This window comes from Campylobacter sp. RM12637 (assembly GCF_020137645.1).
Classification (GTDB): domain Bacteria; phylum Campylobacterota; class Campylobacteria; order Campylobacterales; family Campylobacteraceae; genus Campylobacter_E.
In genome coordinates this window covers 60,540-87,318 of record NZ_JACGAV010000008.1, presented here as the reverse complement: position 1 = coordinate 87,318, position 26,779 = coordinate 60,540, and the positions used below count along the sequence as shown (strand labels likewise).

Annotated in this window: 23 protein-coding genes, 1 tRNA gene and 1 pseudogene; 12 read left to right on the top strand and 13 right to left on the bottom strand. The window is 27.7% G+C overall.

Going from position 1 to position 26,779, the window contains the following annotated elements; all coding sequences use genetic code 11:
- Window positions 1-1,514 (top strand): hypothetical protein (locus tag AVBRAN12637_RS05885; protein WP_336615489.1); only part of this gene is annotated, 1,514 nt, incomplete at its 5' end.
- A gap of 15 nt (window positions 1,515-1,529) precedes the next feature.
- On the opposite strand, the gene AVBRAN12637_RS05880 is transcribed toward AVBRAN12637_RS05885, so the two are convergent.
- The 3 genes from AVBRAN12637_RS05880 to AVBRAN12637_RS05870 all read right to left on the bottom strand — a co-directional run bounded on the left by AVBRAN12637_RS05880 (window position 1,530) and on the right by AVBRAN12637_RS05870 (window position 5,932).
- On the bottom strand, window positions 1,530-1,973 hold the full coding sequence (locus tag AVBRAN12637_RS05880) for a hypothetical protein (RefSeq protein WP_239803308.1): 444 nt from the start codon (window positions 1,971-1,973) through the stop codon (window positions 1,530-1,532).
- Between the two features lie 210 nt (window positions 1,974-2,183).
- On the bottom strand, window positions 2,184-3,959 hold the full coding sequence (locus AVBRAN12637_RS05875) for a dynamin family protein (RefSeq protein ID WP_336615488.1): 1,776 nt from the start codon (window positions 3,957-3,959) through the stop codon (window positions 2,184-2,186).
- Complete coding sequence (locus AVBRAN12637_RS05870) at window positions 3,956-5,932, bottom strand: dynamin family protein (RefSeq protein ID WP_336615487.1); 1,977 nt, start codon at window positions 5,930-5,932, stop codon at window positions 3,956-3,958. The genes AVBRAN12637_RS05875 and AVBRAN12637_RS05870 overlap by 4 nt, the downstream gene beginning before the upstream one ends.
- A 212-nt stretch (window positions 5,933-6,144) precedes the next feature.
- Between AVBRAN12637_RS05870 and AVBRAN12637_RS09820 the strand changes: the two are divergent.
- Together AVBRAN12637_RS09820 and AVBRAN12637_RS09815 are read left to right on the top strand one after the other, a co-directional pair.
- Window positions 6,145-7,173: pseudogene (locus tag AVBRAN12637_RS09820) on the top strand (cache domain-containing protein); the annotation flags it as partial.
- 267 nt (window positions 7,174-7,440) lie between these two features.
- Window positions 7,441-8,031, top strand: coding sequence for a methyl-accepting chemotaxis protein (locus AVBRAN12637_RS09815; RefSeq protein WP_442862227.1), 591 nt, complete (start codon window positions 7,441-7,443; stop codon window positions 8,029-8,031).
- A 67-nt stretch (window positions 8,032-8,098) separates the two neighbouring features.
- On the opposite strand, the gene AVBRAN12637_RS05860 is transcribed toward AVBRAN12637_RS09815, so the two are convergent.
- The 3 genes from AVBRAN12637_RS05860 to AVBRAN12637_RS05850 form a co-directional block, all read right to left on the bottom strand.
- Window positions 8,099-8,320 carry a transcriptional regulator gene (locus AVBRAN12637_RS05860; RefSeq protein WP_336615486.1) on the bottom strand — a complete coding sequence of 74 codons (222 nt, stop codon included), beginning with the start codon at window positions 8,318-8,320 and terminating at the stop codon, window positions 8,099-8,101.
- Between the two features lie 304 nt (window positions 8,321-8,624).
- Window positions 8,625-9,917 (bottom strand): adenylosuccinate lyase, encoded by a 1,293-nt coding sequence (purB, locus tag AVBRAN12637_RS05855; RefSeq protein ID WP_336615485.1) that lies wholly within the window; start codon window positions 9,915-9,917, stop codon window positions 8,625-8,627.
- Window positions 9,914-12,094, bottom strand: coding sequence for a hypothetical protein (locus AVBRAN12637_RS05850; RefSeq protein WP_336615484.1), 2,181 nt, complete (start codon window positions 12,092-12,094; stop codon window positions 9,914-9,916). Before AVBRAN12637_RS05850 ends, purB begins: the two co-directional genes overlap by 4 nt.
- Before the next feature lie 156 nt (window positions 12,095-12,250).
- On the opposite strand from AVBRAN12637_RS05850, the gene groES reads away from it, so the two are divergent.
- The 3 genes from groES to traT all read left to right on the top strand — a co-directional run bounded on the left by groES (window position 12,251) and on the right by traT (window position 15,010).
- Window positions 12,251-12,508, top strand: a complete 258-nt coding sequence (gene groES, locus AVBRAN12637_RS05845; protein ID WP_214117500.1) for a co-chaperone GroES — start codon at window positions 12,251-12,253, stop codon at window positions 12,506-12,508.
- Between the two features lie 10 nt (window positions 12,509-12,518).
- Window positions 12,519-14,159, top strand: a complete 1,641-nt coding sequence (gene groL, locus AVBRAN12637_RS05840; protein WP_239803310.1) for a chaperonin GroEL — start codon at window positions 12,519-12,521, stop codon at window positions 14,157-14,159.
- Window positions 14,160-14,347: 188 nt separating this feature from the next.
- Window positions 14,348-15,010: a complement resistance protein TraT gene (gene traT / locus AVBRAN12637_RS05835; protein WP_336615483.1), complete on the top strand. Its 663-nt coding sequence runs from the start codon at window positions 14,348-14,350 to the stop codon at window positions 15,008-15,010.
- A gap of 190 nt (window positions 15,011-15,200) precedes the next feature.
- Here traT and AVBRAN12637_RS05830 read toward each other — a convergent pair whose 3' ends face one another.
- Complete coding sequence (locus tag AVBRAN12637_RS05830) at window positions 15,201-16,514, bottom strand: cation:dicarboxylate symporter family transporter (RefSeq protein WP_336615482.1); 1,314 nt, start codon at window positions 16,512-16,514, stop codon at window positions 15,201-15,203.
- 114 nt (window positions 16,515-16,628) lie between these two features.
- Here AVBRAN12637_RS05830 and AVBRAN12637_RS05825 point away from each other — a divergent pair, with 114 nt between their 5' ends.
- From AVBRAN12637_RS05825 to AVBRAN12637_RS05810, 4 genes are all read left to right on the top strand, one after another.
- Window positions 16,629-16,955, top strand: coding sequence for a rhodanese-like domain-containing protein (locus AVBRAN12637_RS05825; RefSeq protein ID WP_214117496.1), 327 nt, complete (start codon window positions 16,629-16,631; stop codon window positions 16,953-16,955).
- Between the two features lie 267 nt (window positions 16,956-17,222).
- Window positions 17,223-19,292 (top strand): ribonucleoside triphosphate reductase, encoded by a 2,070-nt coding sequence (locus AVBRAN12637_RS05820; protein ID WP_442862433.1) that lies wholly within the window; start codon window positions 17,223-17,225, stop codon window positions 19,290-19,292.
- Window positions 19,289-19,420, top strand: a complete 132-nt coding sequence (gene nrdD / locus AVBRAN12637_RS05815) for an anaerobic ribonucleoside-triphosphate reductase (RefSeq protein ID WP_214117495.1) — start codon at window positions 19,289-19,291, stop codon at window positions 19,418-19,420. Before AVBRAN12637_RS05820 ends, nrdD begins: the two co-directional genes overlap by 4 nt.
- Window positions 19,417-20,079: an anaerobic ribonucleoside-triphosphate reductase activating protein gene (locus AVBRAN12637_RS05810; RefSeq protein WP_336615481.1), complete on the top strand. Its 663-nt coding sequence runs from the start codon at window positions 19,417-19,419 to the stop codon at window positions 20,077-20,079. Before nrdD ends, AVBRAN12637_RS05810 begins: the two co-directional genes overlap by 4 nt.
- Before the next feature lie 27 nt (window positions 20,080-20,106).
- Here AVBRAN12637_RS05810 and bamD read toward each other — a convergent pair whose 3' ends face one another.
- Window positions 20,107-20,769 (bottom strand): outer membrane protein assembly factor BamD, encoded by a 663-nt coding sequence (gene bamD / locus AVBRAN12637_RS05805; RefSeq protein WP_214117493.1) that lies wholly within the window; start codon window positions 20,767-20,769, stop codon window positions 20,107-20,109.
- An 83-nt stretch (window positions 20,770-20,852) separates the two neighbouring features.
- Between bamD and fliW the strand changes: the two genes are divergently transcribed.
- Window positions 20,853-21,263: a flagellar assembly protein FliW gene (fliW, locus tag AVBRAN12637_RS05800; RefSeq protein WP_214117492.1), complete on the top strand. Its 411-nt coding sequence runs from the start codon at window positions 20,853-20,855 to the stop codon at window positions 21,261-21,263.
- Window positions 21,260-21,997 (top strand): pyrroline-5-carboxylate reductase, encoded by a 738-nt coding sequence (locus AVBRAN12637_RS05795; RefSeq protein WP_336609453.1) that lies wholly within the window; start codon window positions 21,260-21,262, stop codon window positions 21,995-21,997. The genes fliW and AVBRAN12637_RS05795 overlap by 4 nt, the downstream gene beginning before the upstream one ends.
- Window positions 21,998-22,026: 29 nt before the next feature.
- Here AVBRAN12637_RS05795 and AVBRAN12637_RS05790 read toward each other — a convergent pair whose 3' ends face one another.
- The 5 genes from AVBRAN12637_RS05790 to rpsL all read right to left on the bottom strand — a co-directional run bounded on the left by AVBRAN12637_RS05790 (window position 22,027) and on the right by rpsL (window position 26,700).
- Entirely contained in the window at window positions 22,027-22,560 is a 534-nt protein-coding gene (locus tag AVBRAN12637_RS05790) for a YagU family protein (protein WP_214117490.1), read from the bottom strand.
- Between the two features lie 960 nt (window positions 22,561-23,520).
- Window positions 23,521-23,597, bottom strand: a tRNA-Arg gene (locus AVBRAN12637_RS05785).
- A gap of 58 nt (window positions 23,598-23,655) precedes the next feature.
- Entirely contained in the window at window positions 23,656-25,731 is a 2,076-nt protein-coding gene (gene fusA, locus AVBRAN12637_RS05780) for an elongation factor G (RefSeq protein WP_214117489.1), read from the bottom strand.
- A gap of 12 nt (window positions 25,732-25,743) precedes the next feature.
- Window positions 25,744-26,214 (bottom strand): 30S ribosomal protein S7, encoded by a 471-nt coding sequence (gene rpsG, locus AVBRAN12637_RS05775; RefSeq protein WP_214117488.1) that lies wholly within the window; start codon window positions 26,212-26,214, stop codon window positions 25,744-25,746.
- A gap of 78 nt (window positions 26,215-26,292) precedes the next feature.
- Entirely contained in the window at window positions 26,293-26,700 is a 408-nt protein-coding gene (gene rpsL, locus AVBRAN12637_RS05770; protein WP_214117487.1) for a 30S ribosomal protein S12, read from the bottom strand.
- Window positions 26,701-26,779: the final 79 nt, after the last annotated feature.

Genomic DNA, 26,779 nt, shown 5'->3' with positions numbered 1-26,779 from the left:
TTGAAATTAAAGAAGAAATTAATAATAAAGTAGTGGCTTTATTAGAAAAAGAAGATGATGAAAATTCTGATAATAATAAAGAAGATGAAGAAAATAATGATAATGACACAAATAAACCAGATATGCCAATAGTTCCTAGTGAGCCTGTTTATAATAAATATTTTTCAAATGCAGACAATAAAAACTATTATTATTCATCAAATACTAGCCTAAGAAGTGGCGATGTTAGACAAGACGCTGCAGAGCTTAATGTGAAAAAAGGTAGTTTAAATATCCTTAGTAATACTAAAAGCGGTAATAATATTACAGATTTTAAAAAAATTAGCGTTACAAATAATCAGCTAAACATATTAAAAACTACAAATGATGCTAATAGTGTTGAAGATTTTTCATATAGTTTAACAGATACTACAATTAGTGGTTTAGATGGATATAGCGATTTAAAATTTAGTGCTAATGATGGAAAAGTAAGTTATACTGCTAATAAAGAAAAATTAGAAGCAAATATTTTAGATGATAGTTTTTCTATGTTAAAAGACACAAGCACAAATTCCAATTATAATGCTATAGATAAAGAGTGGGGTAATTTTACAAATACATTATTTGAAAAAAATAAGGATTATTTCAATGTATCAGATTTAAATAAGGTATTTTATTATGGTTCAAATAAAGCTGCAATGCAGTTAAATCTTAAAAATTCATCTATTGCTTATTATTATGCAGATGCATATGAAGCTAAAAAACTTTATGCTGATTTTAAATATGCAAATCAAATATATTACGAAAACGCAAAGAGTTCAGGAAGTTTTTATGATAAGCAAACTTATGATGTATATAACAAAACCATATCACCTATTAACGGCTCATCTACTTATAATATACAAGCAAATGCTTCTAATGGCATTAAAAATCAAGATTTTGCTTTAAAAGCAGATAAAAATAAAGCAGAAATTAATTTTGGAAGTGTAATTTCTAGTTTGATGGATACTCAATTAGACCCGCAAAATAGATTTCAATACTTTTCTAATGAATTTGATAAATATAAAGATACTTATAAAAGTAAATATTTAGGTGCTGATGAAGATAAGGAATATTTTTATGCAGGTAGTGGAAGCTCAATTAAATTAAATCCCGCTAAGCAAGAAGTAGATAGTTATGTAGTTTATGGAGGTGGGAAAGGTAATATTTATAGGATAACTTTTGATAAAAATATCGGAGATGCTACCTATGTTAAAAGAACTAATGGAGTGGTTCAAGATGTTAAACATTCTCAAAAATTTAATATAAATAGTATTAGAGATGTAAATTCAGGTTATACACTAACAGTAGGCGATAGCAATAATGATTATAATTTTGAAGTGAAGGCTGATAAAGTTGGAGCTATATTAAAAGGTAATGTTGTTATAAATGGAGCTAATCATAACGTAGATTCTGATATTTTAAAATATGTAAATACTTCTGCAGCACATAAATTAGTTAAAGATACTTACGATAAAGCAGTTCAAGGAAAATAATAATTTTTAGGGGAGTTAGATTTGACCTAATTCTCCTAATAAACTTCTTAATTTATCATTTCTATATTTTATTTCTTCACTACATTTCCTAGCAATATCTATGCAGATATTTAAAAAATTAGTAGTTTCATCATTTTCAAAATCTATTTTTTTGACATTAGTTAGTTTGTCTTGATTAATACAACTAAAAATATATGTAATCACTTTTAGACTAGGTGTTAATAGCAAATATCTTTTATTGTGATATATAATATATTGTTCGTTACATTGTGTTGTTAATAGCGTGATTATTTCTTGTTTTATTTGCTCGTAAGGAGTATTTGGGAAATCTTTTGCTACCTTTTTGATAAATTTTTCATCATTAATTCTATCTTCTTCACTCTGCAAAAACACACTATCATTATCAAGTAATGTTTCAAGTTCTTTTAATATTTCAATAGCTCTAATGTAATTTTTCATTTTACCACCTACTTTATTTATTACATTTATATTACATTAAAAAGAAAAATAAAGGTAAATTTTTTAGATTATCTAATTAGTTTTTTTAATTAAAATAAATTTAATAATTAAGAAATTTTGCTTATTTTTTAGATTTTTTCTTTGCAAATCTACAAAATACTACATTAAAAATTTAAGTATAAATATTGGAATTTATACTTAAAATATGATTTATATGCCAAAAGTTAAAAAAGAATTTGAAATAATATCTTTAATATTATCTAGCTTAATTTGTCTATTATCTAGGCTTCTTGTATGTTTTAGCAGTATTGTATTTAACTCGTTTAGATATTCATTTTTTAATTTTATGATTTCTTTTTTATTTATCAATAGTTCTTCAAATTCAAAAAAACTACAATCAGTAAGCAATCTTTGATAAATTTCATTTTCACTAGGCAAATAAAGCTTAAATTGTTTGCTATCTAGCTCATAAAATTCACGACTTGCATTAATCTTTTCATAAAAAAATGATAGGCTTAATTTAGCCGCGTTTTCGTAATTATTTAATGCTTTTATATTTATTTTTTCAAAAAGCTTATTTAATTTAAGCTCATAATTATTTAAAGCCTTTTCATAATCATTTATAATAAGCTCATCTAATGCTTTATAAAAATCATCTGCTATTGCGTAAAAATCAGCATTTACAAGGTCATTGTAGTTTTTATCTAATTCTTTTGTTTTAGCAATATTTAAAACATTTTTAAATTCTTTTAAAGGCTTGTGAAAATTATCTAAAAGGTTTAAAAATTGCTCGTTTATTTCTTTTCTAATTTTTAAAAATTGCTTATTAATCGTATCTTTGTTGTAAAAAATACTTAAAAATGTATCATCAGGATTTAAAGTTTTGTATGAATATTCGTTTTTATTAAAGCAATTTTTATGAAACACCCCATCATTTTGGGTATAAAAATAAGCATTTTTTACCTTAAAATTAGTCATAAATTCATTAGCAATCGTCCTTGCTATACTCTTTAAAGCATTTAAAATCTCATCATTAAAGCCACTATAATCAAATTCATTTTTTGCAAGTATTTCTAAATAATTTTTAATTTTACACTCTAATTCTTCAAGGCTTAGTTTAATCTCGCTAATAATTCCTAAAAGCTCATTATTTAATGTTTTTAAAGAAGCTTTTATATTATCTTCTTTAATGCTTGTTTTATTTAGATTTTTTAAAAAATCATAAAAGGCCAAAATATTTGAATCAGGATTATTTTCACTTGCTTGTTTGCAAGAAATTAGCTCAATTTTTTCAAAATACTTAGCAAAAACTTCATTTAAATAATTCTTTAATCTTAATTGCTCGGCTTCGTTTAATTTATCTTTTTGATTAATTAGACAAATCTTTTTTATATTTGGTTTTAATTCTTTAATAGCCTTTTCTTCACTAGCTTTACCAGCACTTTCAGCTAAACTTAGCCAAATTAAAGCATCAAAAGAATTAAATAAATTTTTAGAAAATTCTTCATCGGTAGTATTTGCATTTAGTCCTGGAGTATCAATTAGTGTAATATCTTTTAAAAGTTCGTTATTTGTAAAAATATTAATACTTTTAAGCCCATTTAGTTCTTCGTTTTGGTCATTTACAATATTGTTTGTAAGTTCGCTTAAGCCGTTTTCAAATTCTGCTAAAACTAAATCATTTAAACCATAATTAATATAAGTAGCAACAACGCTAACAGGTCTTGCCCCTGTAGCTAAAATATCTTTTTTAAAAAGCAGATTTAAAAGTGAGCTTTTACCTGAACTAAATTGTCCTATCACACCAACTTGTAATGGTAGATTATAATGCTTACATAAATTATCAATATTATTAATTAGTTTATTGCTAAGCATTAAATTAGGATTTTTTAGAGTGTTTTTTAAGGTTTTTAAATCTCCTAAAAAGCCTTTTTCATAACTTATATTATATTTTTCATTATATTCTTTTAAGACACTTTTTATCATTTTAAATTCTCTTTTATTTCTAATAATTTTTCTATTTTTTGTGTATTTAAGCTCAATAGATTTTCATCGTTAAATTCATTTATATTGATTTTTTCAATATGATAAATACTAAAAAATTCATTTTTCAAAAACTCATTAGCTAATTGTTTTTGCTCGCTAAAATTAAAAAAATTAAGATTTATATTTAAATAAATCGCATTTAATTTATTATTGATTGCATTTTCACTTTTATCACTTAGCAAATCAAGTTTATTTATGATTTTTTCAAATTCTTCAAATATTTCTTGTAATTTATTTTTATCAAAAATGATTTCATAATCTTTAGTAATATTTAGCTTTGCTTTAATTTCATTAAAATCGTTTAAGAATTTATTACTCATACTTGAGTTAAGCCCATTTAATAAGTCTTTAAAACCTTGAAAAATTACATTTCTTACCTTTTCGTTTGAGTAATTTTTGTCATAATTTAATTCATCAAAAATCCTAGCAGCTTGATTTTTTGCTAAAAAGCTTAATTCATGTGCTTGGATTTTGTAGTCTTTATTTAAGTATTCATTTAGCAATATTTCAAGTTCTTGTTTTAAGGCTAGCTTTTTGGCATTTTCGTTTTGTAGATTTTCTATATTTTTCATATATTCGTTTTTATCTAGCTTTAAAGAATTGTTTATATTGGTTAAAAGCGTAATTTCTAAATCAATTAGATTTTTAAATTTTTCGCTAATGCTATTTATAAATTCTTGTGAGCTAGTAGAATTAAAGCAAACATCGTTTAAATAAGCTTTTAAAGCATTTATTTCGCCTTTTGAATTGTCTTTTTTAAATTCACTAGCACTTACACAAAATAGCTCATAATTAGGTGTAATATCTAGGTTTTTAAGCTCATTGTTAAAGCGATTTTTGACATATTCTTTTAATTTAATTTGTTCATCAATACTTATTAAATCACTTTTTGTAAGCACTAAAACTAGCTTTGAATTAGGATTATTTTTAGCAAAACTTGTTAAAAATTCTAAATCTTTAATGCTAAGTGCTTGAGTGCAAGTCATAAGGTATAAAACACAATTAGCAGTTTTTAAAAACTCTAAGCTTTTTTGTTCTCTACTAATTACTACATCATCAAGACCAGGAGTATCTATTATATTTATTTTATTTTTTAAATACTCGTTGTTTAGATGGATTTCAATATCTTTTACAAAAATACTTATGCTAGAATTTGCACTTGTATAATCGTATAATTCGTTGATTTTAACTTCAACGCTTTTATGCTCAACAAAATCAATATTAAAGATTTTATTTAATTCTTCATTCAAACTAGCTTGAGTTTTTAAGGCATTAAATTCTGCTTCATTATAAAAATTTACTTTTATTTTTTCATTTTCATCATAGCTAATTACACTAAGATTTGCCGTTTCAGGTGCGTTTGATACGCCTAAAAAATCTTGATTTAATAAAGCATTTATTAGGCTACTTTTTCCTGCGTTAAATATCCCGCTAAAAGCTATTTTATAATCTTTGCTAATTAATTGAGTATAAAACTCATCAAGCTTATCTTTAAGCTCATTGCTTAGAATTTGTTGTAAATTTTTATAAATATTTTCAAGTTTATCTTGGCTTTTTTTAAAATTATTATTAAATTCTTTTGATGAATTTATTTTTGTATTTTGAAGATAAGTGAAGATATTTTCTTTTATTTTTAATAATTTTAATTTTTCAAGATAAAAGATTATTTCAAGTGGATTTAAAAGATTATTGTGAATAGAATTTAAAACAGCAATTTGCTTCATTTTAAGCTCAAAAAAACTATCAGTATTTAGGTATTGTTTGTATGTTTTTAGATTTAATAATTCTTTATAATTTAATTCATTAGCACATAAAATTAATGCGGCAAGTTCGGGATTAAAAATATTTTCTTCATAGTTAAAATCAAGATTTCCTAATTCATCATTCCATAAATTTTTTAATAATTCTTGCAATTTAATTCCTTTTTGAAAAGATTTAAAAATCTTAGCTATTAAGACTTAAAGAAGTGTTACAAATAGTAATTAGGAGAAAAATTATCTAGTTTTTGTGTAAAAACTACTCAAATACCTATAAATATTTTAATTATATTTATCAATTAATTATATTTTTATTATATTTTTTGTGTTAGTATCTCGCCGAATTTTTAATAAAAAAAGGAAAAAAAATGAGTTTTAAAAATAAAATTTATTTAACTTTAGTTGTGCTATTGGCTATTGGATATTCAGTTTTAACTTACATTAGTTATAGCACTAGTAGTAAAACCATATCTTCTAATATTGAACGCTATTTAGATGATATTGTAGATAAAAATTTAAATTACATTCAAAATTTCATTAGCATAACAGAACAAAGCATTAAAGAGACTGCTAAAACCTTATCTAAGTTTGATTCAAATTCTAAAGAAGCTTTTGTGCCTTACTTAGAAAATGAAACTAGAGTTTTAAATTCTCCTATGGTATTTTTAGCATTTGAAGATGGCTCTATGTATGATGGCACAGGTTGGAAAGCACCTTTTGATGCAACCCAAAGAGGTTGGTATAAACAAGCAAAACAATTAAATAAAACTTTTGTAACTGATGTTTATGAAGACGCTCAAACTAAAAAATTAGTTATGTCAGTAGTTTCTCCAACATACGATAAAAACTCTAATTTTAAAGGTGCTTTAGGTGCTGATGTTACTTTAGATAAAGTTTCTGATTTTTCTAAAAATGCTGGAATTGAAGGTGGAGCTTTATATGTTTTAGATAATTATGGAATGATTATTGGTTATCCTGACCAACAATTAATAGGTAAAAAATTAGTAGAAGTATTTCCTAATTTAAAACCAATGCTTGATGAAATGTATTCAAAAAATAGTGGAAAATTAGAATTTGAATTAAATGGAGTAAAGCAAATTATGGATTTTAGCACTATTCCTGAAACTGGCTGGAAAGTTGCTGCTGCGATAAATAAAGAAATAGCATTTAAAGATGTTAGCAATCAGTTTAAAACGCTAATAATCGCAAGTGTTTTAGCTATTGTGGTTACTATTGGTATTGTTATATTGGTTTTAGTTTATTTGTTTAGACCATTTGATAGACTAGGCTTAATGATGAAAGATTTAGCAGTAGGTGAAGGTGATTTAACAAAAAGAGTTGCGATTAATGGTAATGATGAAATAGCTCAAATAGGAAAGCATGTAAATACTTTTATACAAAAAATCCAAACTTTAATCGCTAATTCAAAATCAACTTCAACAGAAAATGCAAGTGTAGCTCAAGAATTAAGCTCAACTTCACTAGCAGTAGGTAAGCAAGTAGAAGAAGAAACTACAATAATAGGTTGTGCTACTAAGGCAGGAGAAGCTATATTAAAAGATATAGATGTTACCGTTGAACACGCCGAAGAGAGTTCAAAACAACTTGAAACAGCTAGTGATAATTTAGATATTATTAAAAATCAAATATTAAAACTTGTTTCAGTGCTAGAAAATCAATCTTTACAAACTACTGAATTATCAAATAAATTAAATCAAACTAGCCAACACACAGAAGAAGTTAAAAATATCTTAAATGTTATAAACGATATAGCAGACCAAACTAATTTATTAGCATTAAATGCGGCTATTGAAGCAGCTCGTGCGGGTGAGCATGGTCGTGGATTTGCTGTGGTTGCTGATGAGGTTAGAAAATTAGCTGAAAGAACGCAAAAAAGCCTTGCAGAAATAAATACAACAATAGGTGTGGTAGTTCAATCAGTAAATGATGCGTGTGGAGAAATGGAAAAGAACGCTCAAGATATTTCAAATATTTCAAAATCTAGCGTTCAATTAGAAGAAGTGGTTAATGAAAACTCTTTAATCGTTCAAACAAGCATTAGTGCTAATAAAAATAGCGTAAATGAATATAAAGATATAGCTAAGACTATTCGTAGTGTTATAACTCAAATTGAGCAAATTAACAAAATCGCTAATTCAAATGCTAGAAGCGTAGAAGAAGTAGCAGGAGCAAGTGAGCATTTATCTAAGATGACTATTAAACTTGATGAAGAATTGGGTAAATTTAAAATCTAATTTAAACCAGCTAAATGCTGGTTTAATCTTTTAGTGGAATTTAAACTCTAAGATTATTTTAATGTTATTAGCGTGATAGGATTTCTTTTAATTTTCTGAAGTCTTTTAATTCATTTTCTAATTTATAAACTTTTTTTAGCAAATTCATAGCAGCTATGGTTCTTGTGCTTATTCTATTTGTAGCAATTGCAATTCTTAAACTCCCTTCACTCATTCCAATTTTTTCTGCTAATTCTTTGTAGGTTAGATTGTTTTCTTTACAAAATGTTTTTATTTCTTCTACTTTCATATCATATCCTTAATACAAATATATTTTTTATATAATATCATTTAAATGATTAAGCAAAATATATATTTTTTAAATTTTTGTATTTTTTATGATGATAAAAGTAATGAATATATTTTAAATGTAAGCATAGTTAAGCTTTTTATTAAATGAAGCAAGTAAGAGATAGGAATGAAAAATAATAATTCACAAATTATATTTATAAGAATATATAAAGAATTATCAAAAGTTATTAAAGAAACAAATAAAGCTAAAAATTAGTTTTAAAATGAGATAAATAATAGGAATTTGAAATTCCTATTATTTTTTACAATCCCAAACGCTCATAAATCTTATCAATATTTTTAAGATGATAATCAACTAAAAAAGCATTTTCAATCTCTTCGGTGCTTAAGATTTCGCAAATTTCTTTGCTATTTTTTAATAATTCTTTAAATTGAAGCTTTTCGCTCCAAGCCTTTTTAGTCAGTCCTTGCACTAAATCATATGCCATCTCACGACTTAAACCCTTTTGAATAAGGGCTAAAAGCACTTGTTGAGAGAAGATTAATCCATAAGATTTATCTAAATTACTTTTCATATTTTCAGGATAAATCATAAGATTTTTTACAATAGAACTAAATCTTTTTAGCATATAATCAAGCAAAATCGTTACATCAGGAAGCATAATTCGCTCTGCACTTGAGTGGCTAATATCACGCTCGTGCCATAGATTTATGTTTTCATAAGCAGTTATTAAATACCCCCTAATCACACGGCTAAGACCACAAATATTCTCACTTCCTATTGGATTTTTCTTATGTGGCATTGCAGAGCTGCCTTTTTGATTTTCACTAAAATATTCAAGCATTTCTACGCATTCAGTTTTTGCAAGGTGTCTTATCTCTGTAGCAAATCGCTCAAGTGCACTTGCAATCAACGCACACACGCTTATATAATTTGCGTGCAAATCTCTAGGTAAAACTTGAGTGCTGATATTTGCTACATTTAATCCAAGCTCTTTACAAATATCAAGCTCTACTTCTAGTGGAACATTTGCATAAGTGCCTACTGCACCGCTAATTTTTCCTACTCTAATCTCTTCGCTAGCGTTTATAAAACGCTCATAATTTCTTTTGATTTCTTCGTAAAAATAAGCAAATTTTAGCCCAGTAGTAGTAAGCTCTGCATGAACTCCGTGAGTTCTTCCTATTTGTGGAGTATATTTATAAAGATTTGCTTTTTCTTTTAAAATATCTAAAAGATTTTCTAAATTAGCTTTTATTATTTCATTTGCTTTTTTTAGCTGAATTGCTTGTGCAGTATCTACTACATCAGTGCTTGTTAGTCCATAATGAACCCATTTTCTCTCATCGCCTAAATTAAGTGATAATGCTCTTGTAAATGCTATTACATCGTGTTTGGTTTGCTCTTCTATTTCTTTTATTTTTACTATATCAAATTTAGCATTTTTATATAGTTTTTCTAAATCTTCATTAGGAATTACACCTATTTTATTAAACGCCTTGCAAGTTGCAAGCTCAACTTCTAGCCAAGCATTAAATTTAGCTTCTTCACTCCAAATACTTGACATTTCAGGGTTTGAATATCTTGCAATCATTTTTTACCTCCAAATAATCCTTTAATAAGATTTTCAGCAGGTTTTAATGTTTCATTTATTTTTTCACTATTATTTTTGCCTGTTATTTTATCTAATACTTTTACAGCATTTTCTATAGTATTTTTTGTATCAGGAATGAATTTAACATCATCATTTACACCTGAAAATGTTCCTTTAATTTCATTATTATTAAATGCTACAAGAGCAGGTGCATTGATACTTTTTGTAAGAGTATTATATGTTCCATTATTTACTTCAATTTTTGCACTTGTTGCACTAATTTTTGCATTATAATCAATTAGATTTTTATTAATATTTACTAATACATCGCCTTTATCAAAAATAACTTGGGTAATATCAGTATTTAAAATTGTATTAATTAATTTTATAGTTTTGTGATATTTTAAATGTCCTTTTCCAAGATTTGCAACTAATTTTCCATTAGCATTTTTTAAATCATAATCTAAATTCCCATTGATATTTGCCTTATAAATATCAATTAAATCAAAAGATTTTGCAAGATTATCTAAAGCTACGCTAGTTAAATTAGCGTTAAATTTATCCCCATTTAGCTTAGCAGCTAATGAACCGCCAAAGAATTCTTTTGAGTTTAAAGTAAGATTTAATATCTTATCAAAAGTTAAATTCCCATCAACTTTTACATTTCCGCTCATATTTTTATTAAGTAAAGCATTAAAATTAGCTAGATTTGCACTCGCATCATAATTTGCGTTTGCTACGCCTTTTTTGTAATTACCATTTGCATTAAAACTATCTACTAAATCAGTATTTAATTTAGCGTCAAAACTGATATTATCAGCACCATTTAGCTTAACATCAGCGTTTGCTAATACTTTTGAATTAAGTTCTAAATCATATTCTTTTTTGAAATAACTTGGGATTGTTTTTCCGTTTATATTAAGATTTGCCGAGCCTATTAGGTTTTTTAAATCGCTTAATTTTGCGTTTATATTAATATTTGCATCTAACATTTTATCTTGATTTAGCAAGCCTAATAAAGCTAGAGATTTTAGACCTTCAATATTAGCTACTAAATCATTTCTACCCATTTTTATATCTGATTTTGCACCTAATAATAAACCATTTACATTCGCATTTTCTAAACCATTTTTATCTAAATTAGCACTAGCTTTAAGATTTATTATCTCATCGCCACTAAGTTTTAAAAGTCCTGCGTTAGCTCTTAAATCAGTATTAATTGCAGTTTTGCTATTAGATAAATCGTGAGTGATTTTTAAATCTTTTGCATTTATATTTTTACCACTAACTATAGAATTTATATTTGCTAATTTATTTTTAAAATCAATTTGCGAAGTGATTTTCAAATCAGAATTTAAATTAGGATTTATGAAAGCTAATTCAGTAAGGCTTGTAACTAATTGCCCTTGAACTTCTAATTTATTAAGATTTATAGGTTTAAAATCACTTGTAATATTTAAAATATTTGATTTTACATTGATATTCGGAGTAATTTCATTAGCTTTATAAGTATTTTTAGAATCAATTATAACTTTACCAAATCTTGAAATGTCAATTCCAAATTCTTTTGTGATACTTGGTTTTAGTTTAAGTTCTGAATAAATATTAATTAAAGCTTTTGCATCAAGTTTGTCTTTATCAAATTCATCAACATTTGCATTTAGGTTGATAAATCCACTTGCATAATCAACATTTGCGATTTTGCTTAATTTTTCTATATCTAAATTATTAGCATTAAGATTTAGTTTAGTTGGAAAATAATCTTTTATATTTGCATCAAGTGTAAGTGGGCTAGTAAAAATAACACCTTTTCCATCTATGTTAAAATTATTAAAACTACCATTTATATTGCCTTTAATGTTTAAAGGGTCGGTGATTTTTAGGGTTTCTAAGTTTTTTCCATTTAATTCATAATTTATATTAAGATTGCGAGATAATAGTGAAAAATCTCCATTAACTGCTGCTTCAAGCATTCCATTAACTAAAACTTTTAAATTAATAGTTGAAAATCTCAATTCAAATTCTTCAATTTTAACTGCTATGTTTGAATTTTCATTGATTTTTTTCTCTGCTATATTTTTTACGAAATTATTTCCAAAACTTGTAAATAACACACAATAAGCCCCTATAACAATTATTAAAATCAAAGCAAGGAGCGAATAAATAACTTTTTTCATAATACAACCTTTCGTTTTCTTCATAAATAAACTTGAGCTATTTTCACTAAAGTTTCTTTAGTTATTTTTTATCATTTAGTGATTTGATTAACTTATTTTAATTATAATTTAGCACTCAAAGAATTAGAGTGATAAACCACAAGAAAGGAAGAAAAAATGAATTTTACTCCACTAAATAAGCGTGTATTAATCAAATGCGCAAATGAAACAAAAACAACAGCTTCAGGAATTATTATACCTGACAATGCTAAAGAAAAACCACAACAAGGCGAAGTTGTAGCAGTTGCTAAAGAAATTAGCGATATTAAAATTGGCGATAAAGTAGTATTTGGTAAATACGCAGGTAGCGAATTAAAAATTGATAATGAAACATATTTAATTTTAAGTTTTGAAGATATTTTAGGAATTTTATAAGGAGATTTAAATGGCAAAAGAAATTTTTTATTCAGATGAAGCTAGAAATAAATTATATGAAGGCGTTAAAAAATTAAGCGACGCTGTAAAAGTTACTATGGGGCCTCGTGGCAGAAATGTATTAATTCAAAAAAGTTTTGGTGCTCCAACTATTACAAAAGATGGTGTTAGCGTTGCAAAAGAAGTTGAATTAAAAGATACTTTAGAAAATATGGGTGCTAGTTTAGTAAGAGAAGTTGCAAGTAAAACTGCTGATCAAGCAGGAGATGGAACTACAACTGCAACCGTTTTAGCTCATGCAATTTTTAAAGAAGGTTTAAGAAATATAACAGCTGGTGCAAATCCAATTGAAGTTAAGCGTGGTATGGATAAAGCTTGCGAAGCAATTATAGCTGAACTAAAAGCTTTAGCAAAACCAGTTGCAGGAAATAGAAAGCAAATCGCACAAGTTGCTACAATTTCAGCAAATAGCGATGAAAAAATCGGACAATTAATTGCAGATGCAATGGAAAAAGTAGGCAAAGATGGCGTTATCACAGTTGAAGAAGCAAAATCAATCAATGATGAATTAAGCGTTGTTGAAGGTATGCAATTTGATAGAGGTTATTTAAGCCCATACTTTATCACAAATGCTGATAAAATGAATTGTGAATTAAGCAATCCATTAATTTTACTTTATGATAAAAAAATCACAAATCTAAAAGACATTTTACCTGTGCTTGAAACTGCACAAAAAAATGGTCGCCCACTTTTAATCATTGCTGAAGATATTGAAGGCGAAGCATTAGCAACTTTAGTTGTAAACAAATTAAGAGGAATTTTAAATATAGCTGCAGTTAAAGCTCCTGGTTTTGGCGATAGAAGAAAAGCAATGCTTGAAGATATTGCAATCTTAACAGGTGGAACGGTAATTTGCGAAGAAATGGGAAGAACACTTGAAAGTGCAAACGCAGCTGATTTAGGAAGTGCTAGCTCAATCGTAATTGATAAAGATAATACTACAATAGTAAATGGTGCAGGTAGCAAAGACGCAATTAATGCAAGAATTAATCAAATCAAAGCTCAAATTGCTGAAACTACAAGCGATTATGATAGAGAAAAATTACAAGAGCGTTTAGCAAAATTAAGTGGTGGTGTTGCTGTTATTAAAGTTGGTGCTGCAACTGAAACTGAAATGAAAGAGAAAAAAGACAGAGTTGATGATGCGCTAAGTGCAACTAAAGCTGCTGTTGAAGAAGGTATAGTAATTGGTGGTGGTGCTGCACTAATTCACGCTACAAATAGAATTAATCTAAATCTTGAAGGCGATGAGTTAATCGGTGCAAATATCGTTCGCCGTGCAATCAAAGCTCCAATTCGCCAAATTGCAGAAAATGCAGGATTTGATGCAGGAGTTATCGTAAATACAATTGAAACTTGCAAAGATGAAAATAAAGGATTTGATGCTGCAAGTGGCGAATATGTAGATATGTATGAAGCAGGAATAATTGACCCTGTTAAAGTTGAGCGTGTAGCATTACAAAATGCTGTAAGCGTTGCTTCAATGCTACTTACAACAGAAGCTACAATAAGCGATATTAAAGAAGATAAACCTGAAATGCCAATGGGTGGCGGTATGGGTGGTATGGGCGGAATGCCTGGTATGATGTAATACCACTTTTAAAAGCTCCAATTTTGGAGCTTTTTATTATTTAAATTCCTAAATTATTTTATTAACTTCATTTTATAAATCTAATTTAATCATATCTTTAAAAAACTATTTATTAAAAGAAATTTTAAGCTTATATTAAGAACCCCCCCCCATATAATAAAAGTTTAATTTATTTTAGGAGAACTTTTATGAAAAAGACAATGTTAAGTATTGTTGGTATTGGTTTTATGTTTGGTGCTTGTGCTAGTAATTCTTTAGAGCTTGATACTAAATTAAATAATAGTATTTTTATTGAACCAGTTGCTAAAAGCAAAAAAAGTATATTTGTATTTGCAAAAAATACTAGTGATTGTAATGTAAATATTGAATCAAAACTAATTGAAGGATTAAAAAATAAAGGCTATACAATATTAAATGAACCTACTAATGCTACTTTTATTGTAAGCACTAATATTGTTGAATGCTCTAAAAAAAGCGAAGAAGAATTAAAGCAAGATGCTTTAAAATCAATCAATCCAGCATTTGCTGCTTTTGCTAATAATAAAAGTTTTGCAAGTTCTATTATAAATAATATTACTGGCGAAGAATATACAATAGAATTAAAAGCTGATGTTAATATTAAGCAAAGAAGTGCAAATAAGGTAATCAATCAAAACAATAATTATGATATAAAAAATTCAAATTCATCTTTAAAATTACAAAACAATTCAAAATCTCAAAATTACGAAAGTGATTTCATTGAAAACTCAACAATAATTAATGCAAAAGCAAAACAAAGAAATATTAAGCTTGAAGAAGTATTACCTATACTTGAGAATGAAATGGCTAAGAAGATATATAATTTATTCTAATTTTTAAGGAATTTAAATCCTTTTTAAATTCCTTAATTCAGGTAAAACCTTATTTTTCTTGGTTTTCATTATTTTTTTTAATAAAAATTGTTGCTATGCAAACTAGCACAGCAAATAAAGAAAAAGCTTGTTCTAACACTTGCATTTGATATCCTTTCATATTGCAGGATATCAAAAGCAAAAAGTATTCCTAATCTTGTATTTTAAAATCATTAGGGTGGTCTAGTGCGTAGCGGAATTTTTCCATATCTATTTGTTTATTCCATATAGCAACTATTAAGCAAGCAACAGAGTTACCGCATAAGTTTCCACACGCTCTCATCTCACTCATAAACTTATCAACTCCTAATAAAACGGTGATTGTTGCAACAGGGATTAAATTATCTCCTAATGAGCTAAGAGTTCCTGCTAAAACGATAAAGCCACTTCCTGTTACTCCAACAGCACCTTTACTAGTAACCATTAATATAAGTAAAATTGTAATTTCTTGCCATAAGCTAATATCTATATTAAATGCTTGTGCTAAAAATATTACAGCCATAGCTAGATAAATATTTGTACAATCTAAGTTAAAGCTATATCCAGTAGGTAAAACTAAACCAACACAGCTTTTATCAATTCCTGCTTTTTCTAATTTTTTCATAAGTGGTAATAATGCACTCTCGCTTGAGCTTGTTGTAAATACGATTAATAATTCTTTAGCTATAAATCTAATGAATTTAAATATATTTACTTTAGCCACATAACAAATTATTCCTAAAACTCCAAATATAAATACACAACAAGCAGCAAGCATAACAAATAATAAATATCCCATATTTACAAGTGAGCTTAAGCCAAATTTTGATACTAGATAAGCCATAGCACCAAATGTAGCAAGTGGGCTAAAATACATAATTAAAGTAAGAATTTTAAATACAAATGATTGGAATACTTCTAAAGCTTTTTTGATATATTCTCTATCTTGCTCTTTTAAAGTTATTACAATAAATGCTGTAAATAATGCTATAAATAAAACTTGCAATGTTTTTCCATCTGTAAATGGGCTTACTAAATCTTGTGGAATTGCTCCTTTTAAAACTCCCCAAAAACTACTTTCACTACCTTGAGAAGCTTTTACATATTTATCAACACTTGACGCATCTAAAGCATTGATATCAAGATTCATACCAACTCCAGGTTGTAAAATTCTAGCCATAAATATACCTACTATTAGAGCAAGTGTGCTTACTACTTCAAAGTAAATTACAGCTTTAACACCAATTCCGCCGATTTTTTTAATATCTCCTAGTCCAACTATTCCTAGAATAATCATTACAAAAATGATAGGTCCAATTAAAAGCTTTAATGCTTTAATAAACATATCAATAAACACTTTAGACCAAATAGCTAGATTTTCTATTCCAAGTGCTTCTATTTTAATAGGAGGCATGGCTCCAACAACAATTCCTAGGATTAATCCTACAATAACCCAAAAAATAAGGCTTTTAAAATACCTGCTCATTTTTTTTCCTTTTTTAGATAATATTCACTCATAATAACCAAAAAAATATTTTTTTGATAATTTTTAATGATAAATTAGATAAAAAATGTTACGAATTTACACAAAGGATAAAATATGAATATAAATATCAATGCAAAAGATATAGATTTTGACAAACATTTAATAGTAGATATTAGAACTCAAGAAGAAATAGATGAATTTAGTTTAGAAGATACTTTACTTTATCCTATAGATTTTAATTCAGCTGATGAAGAAATTATCAAAAAAGACTTTGATGAGATTATTAAAAATAATTCTAAAACATTAGTAATTATGTGTAGAAGTGGAGCAAGAAGTGCATTTTTATGTGAGTTTTTAAATCAAAAAGAAAAAATCGCTCTTAATTTATCAGGTGGTATTATTGCAATGTGTCAAAATTACCCAGATAAAGTAAAAAATTAATTAAAATCATTACAATATGTAACATATTTGACTATTTATAATAATTATTATTAAAATAGTCAAATAATTACAATTTTTAAAAAATTCTTATTTTAAATTCTTTTTATCAAAATCAAACAAAGTCCGATACGATAAATGTTTTAAATATTTTAAAATTATTATTAATTACTTTAAAGTTTCAGTTTGATTTTGGCTTAACTTAGTAGCAACTTTTCTTTAACTTTTAAAAATAAAATGAAAATATTCATTATAAAAAGGACAATCAAAATGATACTTAAAAGAAATGGATTAAAAGAAGTTTTTAAACCTTATAAGATAGAAAATGCTATCAAAAAAGCTTATGCAAGTTGCAATAAAGAAGCTTCAAATTCTTTAATATCTTTAGTTATTAAAGAGTGTGAGAATAAAGACTTAGTAAGCGTTGAAGAAATACAAGACAAAATTGAAAAAACACTATTTAATGAAAAAGAATTTGAAGTATTGAAAAGCTTTATGCTTTATAGACACACTAGAAAACTTCGTCGTGAAAAAGACCTAGAATATGGCACTTATATTAACTGCTCAAATACAATAAGCGAATATATAAACAAAAGCGATTGGAGAATTAATGCTAATTCAAACACAGGCTATTCTCACGCAGGACTTATAAATAATACTGCAGGAAAAGTTATTGCAAATTATTGGCTAGATAATGTCTATAGTGATGAAATGGGCTTAGCACATAGGAATGCTGATTTTCATATACACGATTTAGATTGTCTTAGTGGATATTGTGCGGGTTGGAGTTTAAGAGTATTATTAAATGAAGGATTTAATGGGGTAAGAAGTAGGGTTGAAAGCAAAGCTCCTAGGCATTTTAAAGAAGCTTTAGGGCAAATGGCTAATTTTTTGGGTATTTTACAAAGCGAATGGGCTGGGGCACAAGCATTTTCAAGCTTTGATACTTATCTTGCTCCTTATGTTTTTAAAGATAAATTGAGTGATTTAGAGATTAAAAAGGCTTTAATAAGTTTTGTTTATAACCTAAATGTTCCTGCTCGTTGGGGACAAAGTCCATTTACTAATATTACTTTAGACATAGTTTGTCCACAAGATTTAAAAAATCAATTTCCAACCACTAATGATATTCATTTTTTTAAGGGCATAAAAGATGATGAATTAGAGCAAAAGGCAAAAATGCGTGGCAAAAACTCACTAGAAGAGCTAACTTATGGTGATTTTGAAGAAGAAATGCAAAGAATTGTTAGGATATTTTATGAAGTTTTAAGCGAAGGCGATAAAAATCATCAGCCCTTTACCTTTCCAATCCCTACTATAAATCTTACTGAAGAATTTGACTGGGACAATGAAGTAGCCGATGCTATTTTTGAAAATACAGCAAAAATGGGCTCATCATATTTTCAAAATTTCTTAGGCTCACAATATAAATTAGATGAGTTTGGCAATAAAGTAGAAGATGAAAATGCTTATAAACCAAATGCGGTTCGCTCTATGTGTTGTAGGCTTCAGCTTGATTTAAGAGAATTGTTAAAGCGTGGCGGTGGACTTTTTGGAAGTGCTGAAATGACAGGAAGTATTGGCGTAGTTACTATCAATCTAGCTCGTTTGGGGTATTTGTATAAAGCAGATGAAAAGGGTCTTTATAAACGCTTAGATGAGTTATTAGTTTTAGCCCGTGATAGTCTTGAATTAAAAAGGGCTTTCATTCAAAAAATGTATGATAGGGGGCTTTATCCTTATACTAAAAGGTATTTGCCAAGTTTTAATAATCATTTTTCAACCATAGGGATAAATGGGGCTAATGAAATGCTTAGGAATTTTAGCAATGATGCTTATGATATAAGTTCAGAAATAGGAAAAGATTTTTGCATTAAATTAGTAAATTATATTAGAGAAAAAATTAAGCAATTTCAAAAAGAAACAGGTAATTTATATAATCTTGAAGCCACTCCAGCAGAAGGGACGACTTATCGTTTTGCTAAAGAAGATAAAAAAAGATTTAAAGATATTATCCAAGCAGGAAATGGCGATGAGATTTATTATACAAATAGCACTCAACTACCTGTAAATTACACTGATGATCCATTTTTTGCACTCAATATGCAAGATGATTTGCAGTGTGCTTATACGGGTGGAACCGTTCTTCATCTTTATATGAAAGAAAGATTAGAAAACAAAGAAATTTGTAAAAGATTGGTTAAAAAAATAGCGAATAATTATCGTTTGCCATATTTTACAATAACGCCTGTTTTTAGCGTATGTCCAATACATGGATATATTGCAGGAGAGCATGAGTATTGCCCTAAATGTGATGAATTATTAAAGGAGAAAGAATGAAAAATAATGAAAAAAGAACAAAATGTATGGTTTATACTAGAGTAATGGGTTATCACAGACCCGTAGAAAGCTTTAATCTAGGCAAAAAAGGCGAACATAAAGAAAGGAAAATGTTTGTTATCAAATGATTTATGATATTACCCCTTTTAGTGTGATTGATTATCCTAATTATATCTCTTGCATAGTGTGGATTGCAGGTTGTAATTTAAGGTGTAAATATTGCTATAACGAGCATATTATCAATGGTTTTTCTAATGTAAGTAAAAATCAATTAAAAAGCTTTTTAGAAAGTAGAGTAGGTTTGGTTGATGGGGTTGTTTTTAGTGGTGGAGAATGCACTAATTCTGCTAATTTATTAGATTATATAAAATTAGCAAAAAGCTTAGGTTATTTAATTAAAATTGATAGCAATGGCTCAAATCCTAAGGTAATTAAAAATATTTTAGAAAATGATTTAGCAAATTATTTTGCTATTGATTTTAAAGCTCCTAAAGAGAAATTAAAAGCTCTTACGGGGCTTGATTATTTTGATGAGTTTGATAAGACTTTAGATATTTTGCTAGATTTTAAAGCAGAATTTGAAATAAGAACTACTTGGCATTTTGATTTGCTTAGTGTTGATGAAGTGCTTAAGATGAATGAGTATTTAAGAAAAAAAGGTTATAAAAATAAATATTATTTGCAAAAATTCCTAGAAGTGCCAAATATTGCTAATCTAAAGCAAAGCATTAAAACGATTGATTTTGATAGACTTAATGATGATTTTGTGTTAAGGAATTTTAATTAAATAAAATTTAGGAATTAAATTCCTAAATCAAAGTGCGTAGCTGCTTTCAAATAATCTTCTATACCAAGGAAGTCTTGGTTTTATATATTTAATATCATTTAAATCACTATCTTTAATCTTTTTATCATAGATTTCTTCGCTTATATCATGCCCCATTCTTCTATATAAATTCCTAATATCAGTATCTAGCATAATTTGAGTAAGATTTAATTTAGTCTTAATGCTATTTACTAAAGGCGTATATTTTGAATTTTTATAAGTAGATAAGAAAATATCAGCATCTTTAATTGAATCTAAAAGTAAATATTGATTTCTATTAGGCAATGAAAAAGCATAAAAATTATTTCTAATTTTAAGGTAATTTAGCCATTCGTAATTTTGGCTATTACCATATAGCTTTATATATTCATCTATGTAATAATTTGCTAACAAATACTCGTGCTCATTTGCGTGTGCTTGTGATAAAATTAGCATAGCACTTGCTAAAAGTGGGCTATTTATATGCTCGCTATACAAAGATATATAATCACTATCTGCTTTTTCTAAATCATTCTTTTTTACACTTTCAATGATTTTTTCTAACCAAGCACTATCGCTTAAATTATAATCATCAAACATATCTTTTTTATTGCTAGCACAAGCGCTAAAAAATATCGTTAAAATTAGTAAAAAAATATTAAGTTTTTTCATTTATTTTCCTTTAAAAAGGCGATTATAAGTTCTAATGTTAAATATTTATTATATACTTAGGATATTTTTTTAAAGGAGAAATAATGATATTTGAAGTTAAGTTTCCTATATTAGGTTTTGAAGATACTACAAAAGTAGAGTTAGAAAAAATGTATGATTGTTTCGCGAGATTAAAGAGTGTTGATGGTAGAGGTTTTACATTTACTATGCTAAATCCTTATGCTATTTGTAAAGAATACGAATTTGATATGCCACTTTCTTACAAAGCTTTACTTGAAGTTACAGCTAGTTCAAATATTGAAATTTATAATATTTTGATTTTAAATAAAAGCGTTGAAGAATCTACTATAAATATGTTAGCTCCAGTGATTTTAAACCACGATAATAACACTATGGCACAAATTATTTTAGACCCAACTCAATATCCATTCTATCATCCAACAGAAAAGATTAAAAATTTCTTACAACAAAATATGAATGAACTAAAGCAATGAATGAAAATATTTATATCCTTGGCAATGGCAAAATGGCGAAAGCTATTGCTAAAGGATTAGAGAATTCAAATTTTAATGTGGTTTTTGTAGTAAGAAATAAATTAAATGTAGGTATTAAAAATTGTATTTCTTATGAAGAATTTGATATTACTAATAAGATTTGTATTTTATGCTTTAAGCCATATAATTTAGATGAAGTTAGTAAAAAATTTTTAGGTAAAACTGCAAAAATTATCATTAGTCCTTTAGCAGGAATTAGTATTGATAGTTTAAAAGTAATTGCATCTGAATATTATTTAAAAATTATGCCAAATATTGCTGCTGAATACAATAAATCTTGCACTACTTATGTAGGAGATAAAACTCATAAATATTTTGATTTAGCTTTAAATATTATTAAAGGTTTTGGGGTAGCAATAGAATGTGAGAATGAAAATGAGCTTAATTTAGCTATGGCCATTAATGGTTGTGCCCCTGCGTTTTTAGCGTTAGTTGCTGAAGCTTTAGCTAATGGTGGAGTTAGTATAGGGCTTAAAAACGATAAATCTTATGAGTTGGTAAAATCATTATTTGCTAGTTTTGAGAGTTTAATTGCTAATAATCATCCAGCATTAATTAAAGAAGGTGTATGCTCTCCAGCTGGAGTTAGTATAAAAGGTGTTAATGTTTTAGAAGATGAAGCTGTTAGAAGTGCTTTTATAAAAGCTATAAAAGCTAGTGCAAATAAAAATTAATTTACACACCTAAAAAAGGTGTGTAAAGCTTATTCAATATCAGGTGATTTTGTAATTCTATTTCTTATATCTCTTCTTACTATTTCCATTCCCCATAGCCATACAATATGTCCAAATATTTCTGATAAATGTTCATCAAATGGAATTTGTGATAAAGGTGGAACTTGTGCTATTAAAGGCATTACAATTACATGCGCGAATAAATATACGAAGAATCCAAATACAGCACCTTGCCACATTTTAATACGAGGCCAAATTTCTGCAATCATACAATACATAACACCAAATACAATTGAAAATCCAACATGAACAATGAAAATTGATAAAGGCATATCCATACCTGAAAACATATAAGTAAAATCAGTAGGCATACCAATTTGTTCTAAAAATATTTTAGGTGGAGTTGTTCTTTCTAATGCATCAAGAGGCCAAACAAAATTAGGATTTCTTGGTGGAAATGGCACTTCCCAGCCCCATTTAACAATAGCACCGAATATTCCAGCTAGAATTCCAATCCAAAAAGATAAAGCCAAACGCCTATCGCTAGGTTTTGTAAAAGTCATAAAATCTCCTTAAAAATAAATTAAAACTGAATTATACTAACTAATATTAATAATTAAATAAAATATATTATCTTTTAATAATATTTATTAATTAATTACCTAAATTATTAATTTTATTTGAATAAATTAATATTGTTTTTCATACTATTAATTTAAACAAATATATATTTTTTATATATTATTTTATAAAATTTTAAAAGTATTATTTTAAATTATTTATAAATAATATATAGATAATTATTTTAAGTATATGTTATAAATTAGAAAAGTATAGTGGTAGTATTTATAAAATAATGATAAGGTTTGTAGTATTAAATTTATAATATATGCTTTTTATTGGTAATAAAGGCTTTTTTATTTCAAGTGTTGCAATTACTCTTATATTTATTTAAACTTATGGTATAAAGCTTTAATTTATATGCTAATAATTACAATATTATTTTCTCTATCTTGGTTACATTTAATAATCATAGTCTTATCCGTGAATATTTAAGATTATTGATAATTGCAAGTTTAGTTAATTGGAAATGACATATTTAAACATTTTAGAATTAAAATACATAAATTATACTGCATTAGCATTTGCAATTTTAGTATACAAATCAATATATTAAGCTTAAAATTAGTGCTTAAATACGATTAAATATATTAGAATTAATATTTTAAAATATTAAGAGAATTTTTTAATAGTAGTTAATAAAGAGAATGCAAAATAACTTATACATCTAGTTAAATTATTAGATTGGTTATAATTTGTTCTCACATAAATATAGCAGAAACGCTTTCTTTGTGCCTTTTATATTTTATGCTTTATCACTCGCTATTTATTTATGATTGTTTCTTAGTAATTTTTTAAATATTTTAAGTCTTATTATATGTTTTTATAAGTAAAGATAAAAATATATAATAATTATAAAAAATACTTTAGAAGCTTAAATATATTTTCAAATAAATATTAAGTGGTGTCCCCAACAGGATTTGAACCTGTGGCCTTAGAATTAGGAATTCTACGCTCTATCCAGCTGAGCTATGAGGACTAAAAGATTTGATTATTATTTTTTGAAGAACTAGGGATTTTAATCCCTAGTTTAGATATTACATATTTCTTTTTTTGATGATTTCTTCAGAAACATTTCTTGGAACTTCACTATAGTGGTCAAATTCCATTGAATATGTAGCACGACCTTGTGTTTGGCTTCTTAAGTCAGTTGAATATCCAAACATTTCAGCAAGTGGGCAGAATGCTGCGATGATTTTATTTCCACCACGCTCATCCATACTATTTACTTGACCACGGCGTTTATTTAAATCTCCAATTACATCACCCATATAATCTTCAGGTGTTTCAACTTCAACTTTCATAATAGGTTCAAGTATTACAGCACCAGCTTTTCTAGCACCTTCTTTAAAGCCCATTGAGGCAGCTAATTTAAATGCCATTTCGCTTGAGTCAACTTCGTGATAACTTCCATCAAATAGTGTAACTTTTACGTCTTCTACAGGATATCCAGCTAAAACACCATTTTGTAATGCTTCTTGAATACCTTTATCAACTGCAGGAATATATTCTTTTGGAACAACCCCACCTTTAATATCATTAACGAATTCGTATCCTTTACCTGGCTCAAGTGGTTCAAGGCGTAAGAATACATGTCCATATTGACCACGACCACCAGATTGTTTTGCATATTTGTATTCTTGCTCAACGCTTTGGCGGATTGTTTCACGATAAGCAACTTGTGGCTTACCTACTTCAGCATCAACTTTAAATTCTCTAAGCATTCTATCTACGATAATTTCAAGGTGTAATTCACCCATACCTGAAATAATAGTTTGTCCGCTTTCTTCATCAGTTGAAACTCTAAAGCTTGGATCTTCTTGTGCAAGTTTATTAAGTGCGATACCCATTTTTTCTTGATCAGCTTTAGTTTTTGGCTCAACTGCAACACTAATAACAGGATCAGGGAAATCCATTTTTTCTAAAATTACTTTATCTTTTTCACTTGCTAAAGTATCACCTGTTAGTGTATCTTTTAGACCTACGATAGCACCAATTTCTCCAGCATAAAGTTCTTTAATTTCCTCACGCTTGTTTGAGTGCATTTTTAATAAACGACCAATTCTTTCTTTTTTATCTTTTGTTGCATTGTAAGCATAACTACCACTTTCAAGTTTTCCACGATAAACACGAACGAAAGTAAGTTGTCCAACGAATGGGTCAGTCATAATTTTGAATGCTAATCCTGCAAATTCGCCATCATCAGTTGATTTAACACTTGTTTCTGTGCCGTCTTCATATTGACCACGAATATCTGCAACTTCATCAGGAGCTGGTAAATATTTTACAACAGCATCTAGTAGTGGTTGAACACCTTTGTTTTTGAATGCAGTTCCGCAGCACATAGGAATAATTGATAAATCAAGGCAACCTTTTTTGATACCTTTGTAGATTTCATCGTTTGTTAATTCTTCTCCACCTAGGTATTTATCCATTAGTTCTTCACTAGTTTCAGCAACTGCTTCTACTAATTTTGTTCTATATTCTTCAGCTTTTTCTTTTAAGTCAGCTGGAATTTCAATTTCTGTATAATCTGTTGGTTTTTTATCATCATCCCAAACATAAGCAACCATTTTTACTAAATCAACTACACCACGGAATGTGTCTTCAGCACCAATTGGAATTTGAATTGGAACTGGATTAGCTTTTAAACGATTTTTAATTTGTGCTTCAACATTATAAAAATTTGCTCCAACTCTATCCATTTTATTTACGAATACTATTCTTGGAACATGATATTTATTTGCTTGTCTCCATACGGTTTCACTTTGTGGTTGAACTCCACCAACAGAACAAAATACTGATACAGCACCATCTAAAACCCTCATTGAACGCTCAACTTCAATAGTAAAGTCAACGTGGCCTGGGGTGTCAATTAGGTTGATTTGGTGGTCTTTCCAAAAGCAAGTTGTAGCAGCTGAAGTAATTGTAATACCACGCTCTTTTTCTTGCTCCATCCAGTCCATTGTAGCTGTACCTTCGTGAGTTTCACCAATTTTATGACTCATACCAGTAAAGAATAAAATTCTTTCTGATGTTGTAGTTTTACCTGCGTCAATGTGCGCAGCAATACCAATATTTCTAACACGAGATAAAGGAGTTTGTCTTGCCATTTTAACTCCTTTTTACCATCTATAATGTGCAAATGCTTTGTTTGCTTCTGCCATTTTGTAAGTATCTTCTTTTTTCTTGAATGCTGCACCTTTGCTATTTGCTGCATCCATTAACTCACCTGCTAATTTTTCAATCATTGTTCTTTCGCTTCTTTTTCTAGCGTTTAGAATAATCCAGCGAATTGCTAGTGCTTGTTGGCGAACAGGGCGAACTTCAACAGGAACTTGATAAGTTGCACCACCAACACGGCGTGCTTTAATTTCTAAAACAGGTTTTACATTTTCAATAGCATCATTAAATATATCTATACCTTTAACTTCGCTATTTTTAGACGATATTAAATCAATCGCACCATATAAAATTTCAGTAGCAACAGATTTTTTACCATCATACATTAATGAATTAATAAATTTTGTAATTACTTTACTACCATAAATAGGATCAGCTAGAACTTCTCTAACTTGTGCTCTTCTTCTTCTCATTTTTTCCTCTTCAACTTTAAATTATAATTTACTCAAATTATGCCGCATATCTAAGCTGCAAATCTGTGAAACTCGTTTTTATTTTTTGCCTTTTGTAGGAGCTGCTGCTTGACCTGGCTTTGGTCTTTTTGTTCCATATTTTGATCTTGAAACTGTTCTCTTTGCAACACCTGCAGTATCTAAAGCACCACGAACGATGTGATACTTAACACCTGGTAAGTCTTTAACCCTTCCGCCACGCACTAAAACGATGCTGTGTTCTTGTAGGTTGTGTCCTTCACCACCAATATAACTAATAACTTCAAATCCTGTTGTTAATCTAACTTTTGCAACTTTTCTTAACGCTGAGTTAGGTTTTTTAGGAGTTGTAGTATAAACTCTTGTACAAACGCCACGTCTTTGTGGGCAATCTTTTAACGCTGGTGATTTTGATTTAACAATCACTTTTTTGCGTTCTTTTCTAACCAATTGATTTATGGTAGGCACGTTTCATCCTTTCAAAAAATTTATTAAAAAGTCGTGATTATATAATATTTTTCTTAAAAAAGTTTTAATACTTTTAACC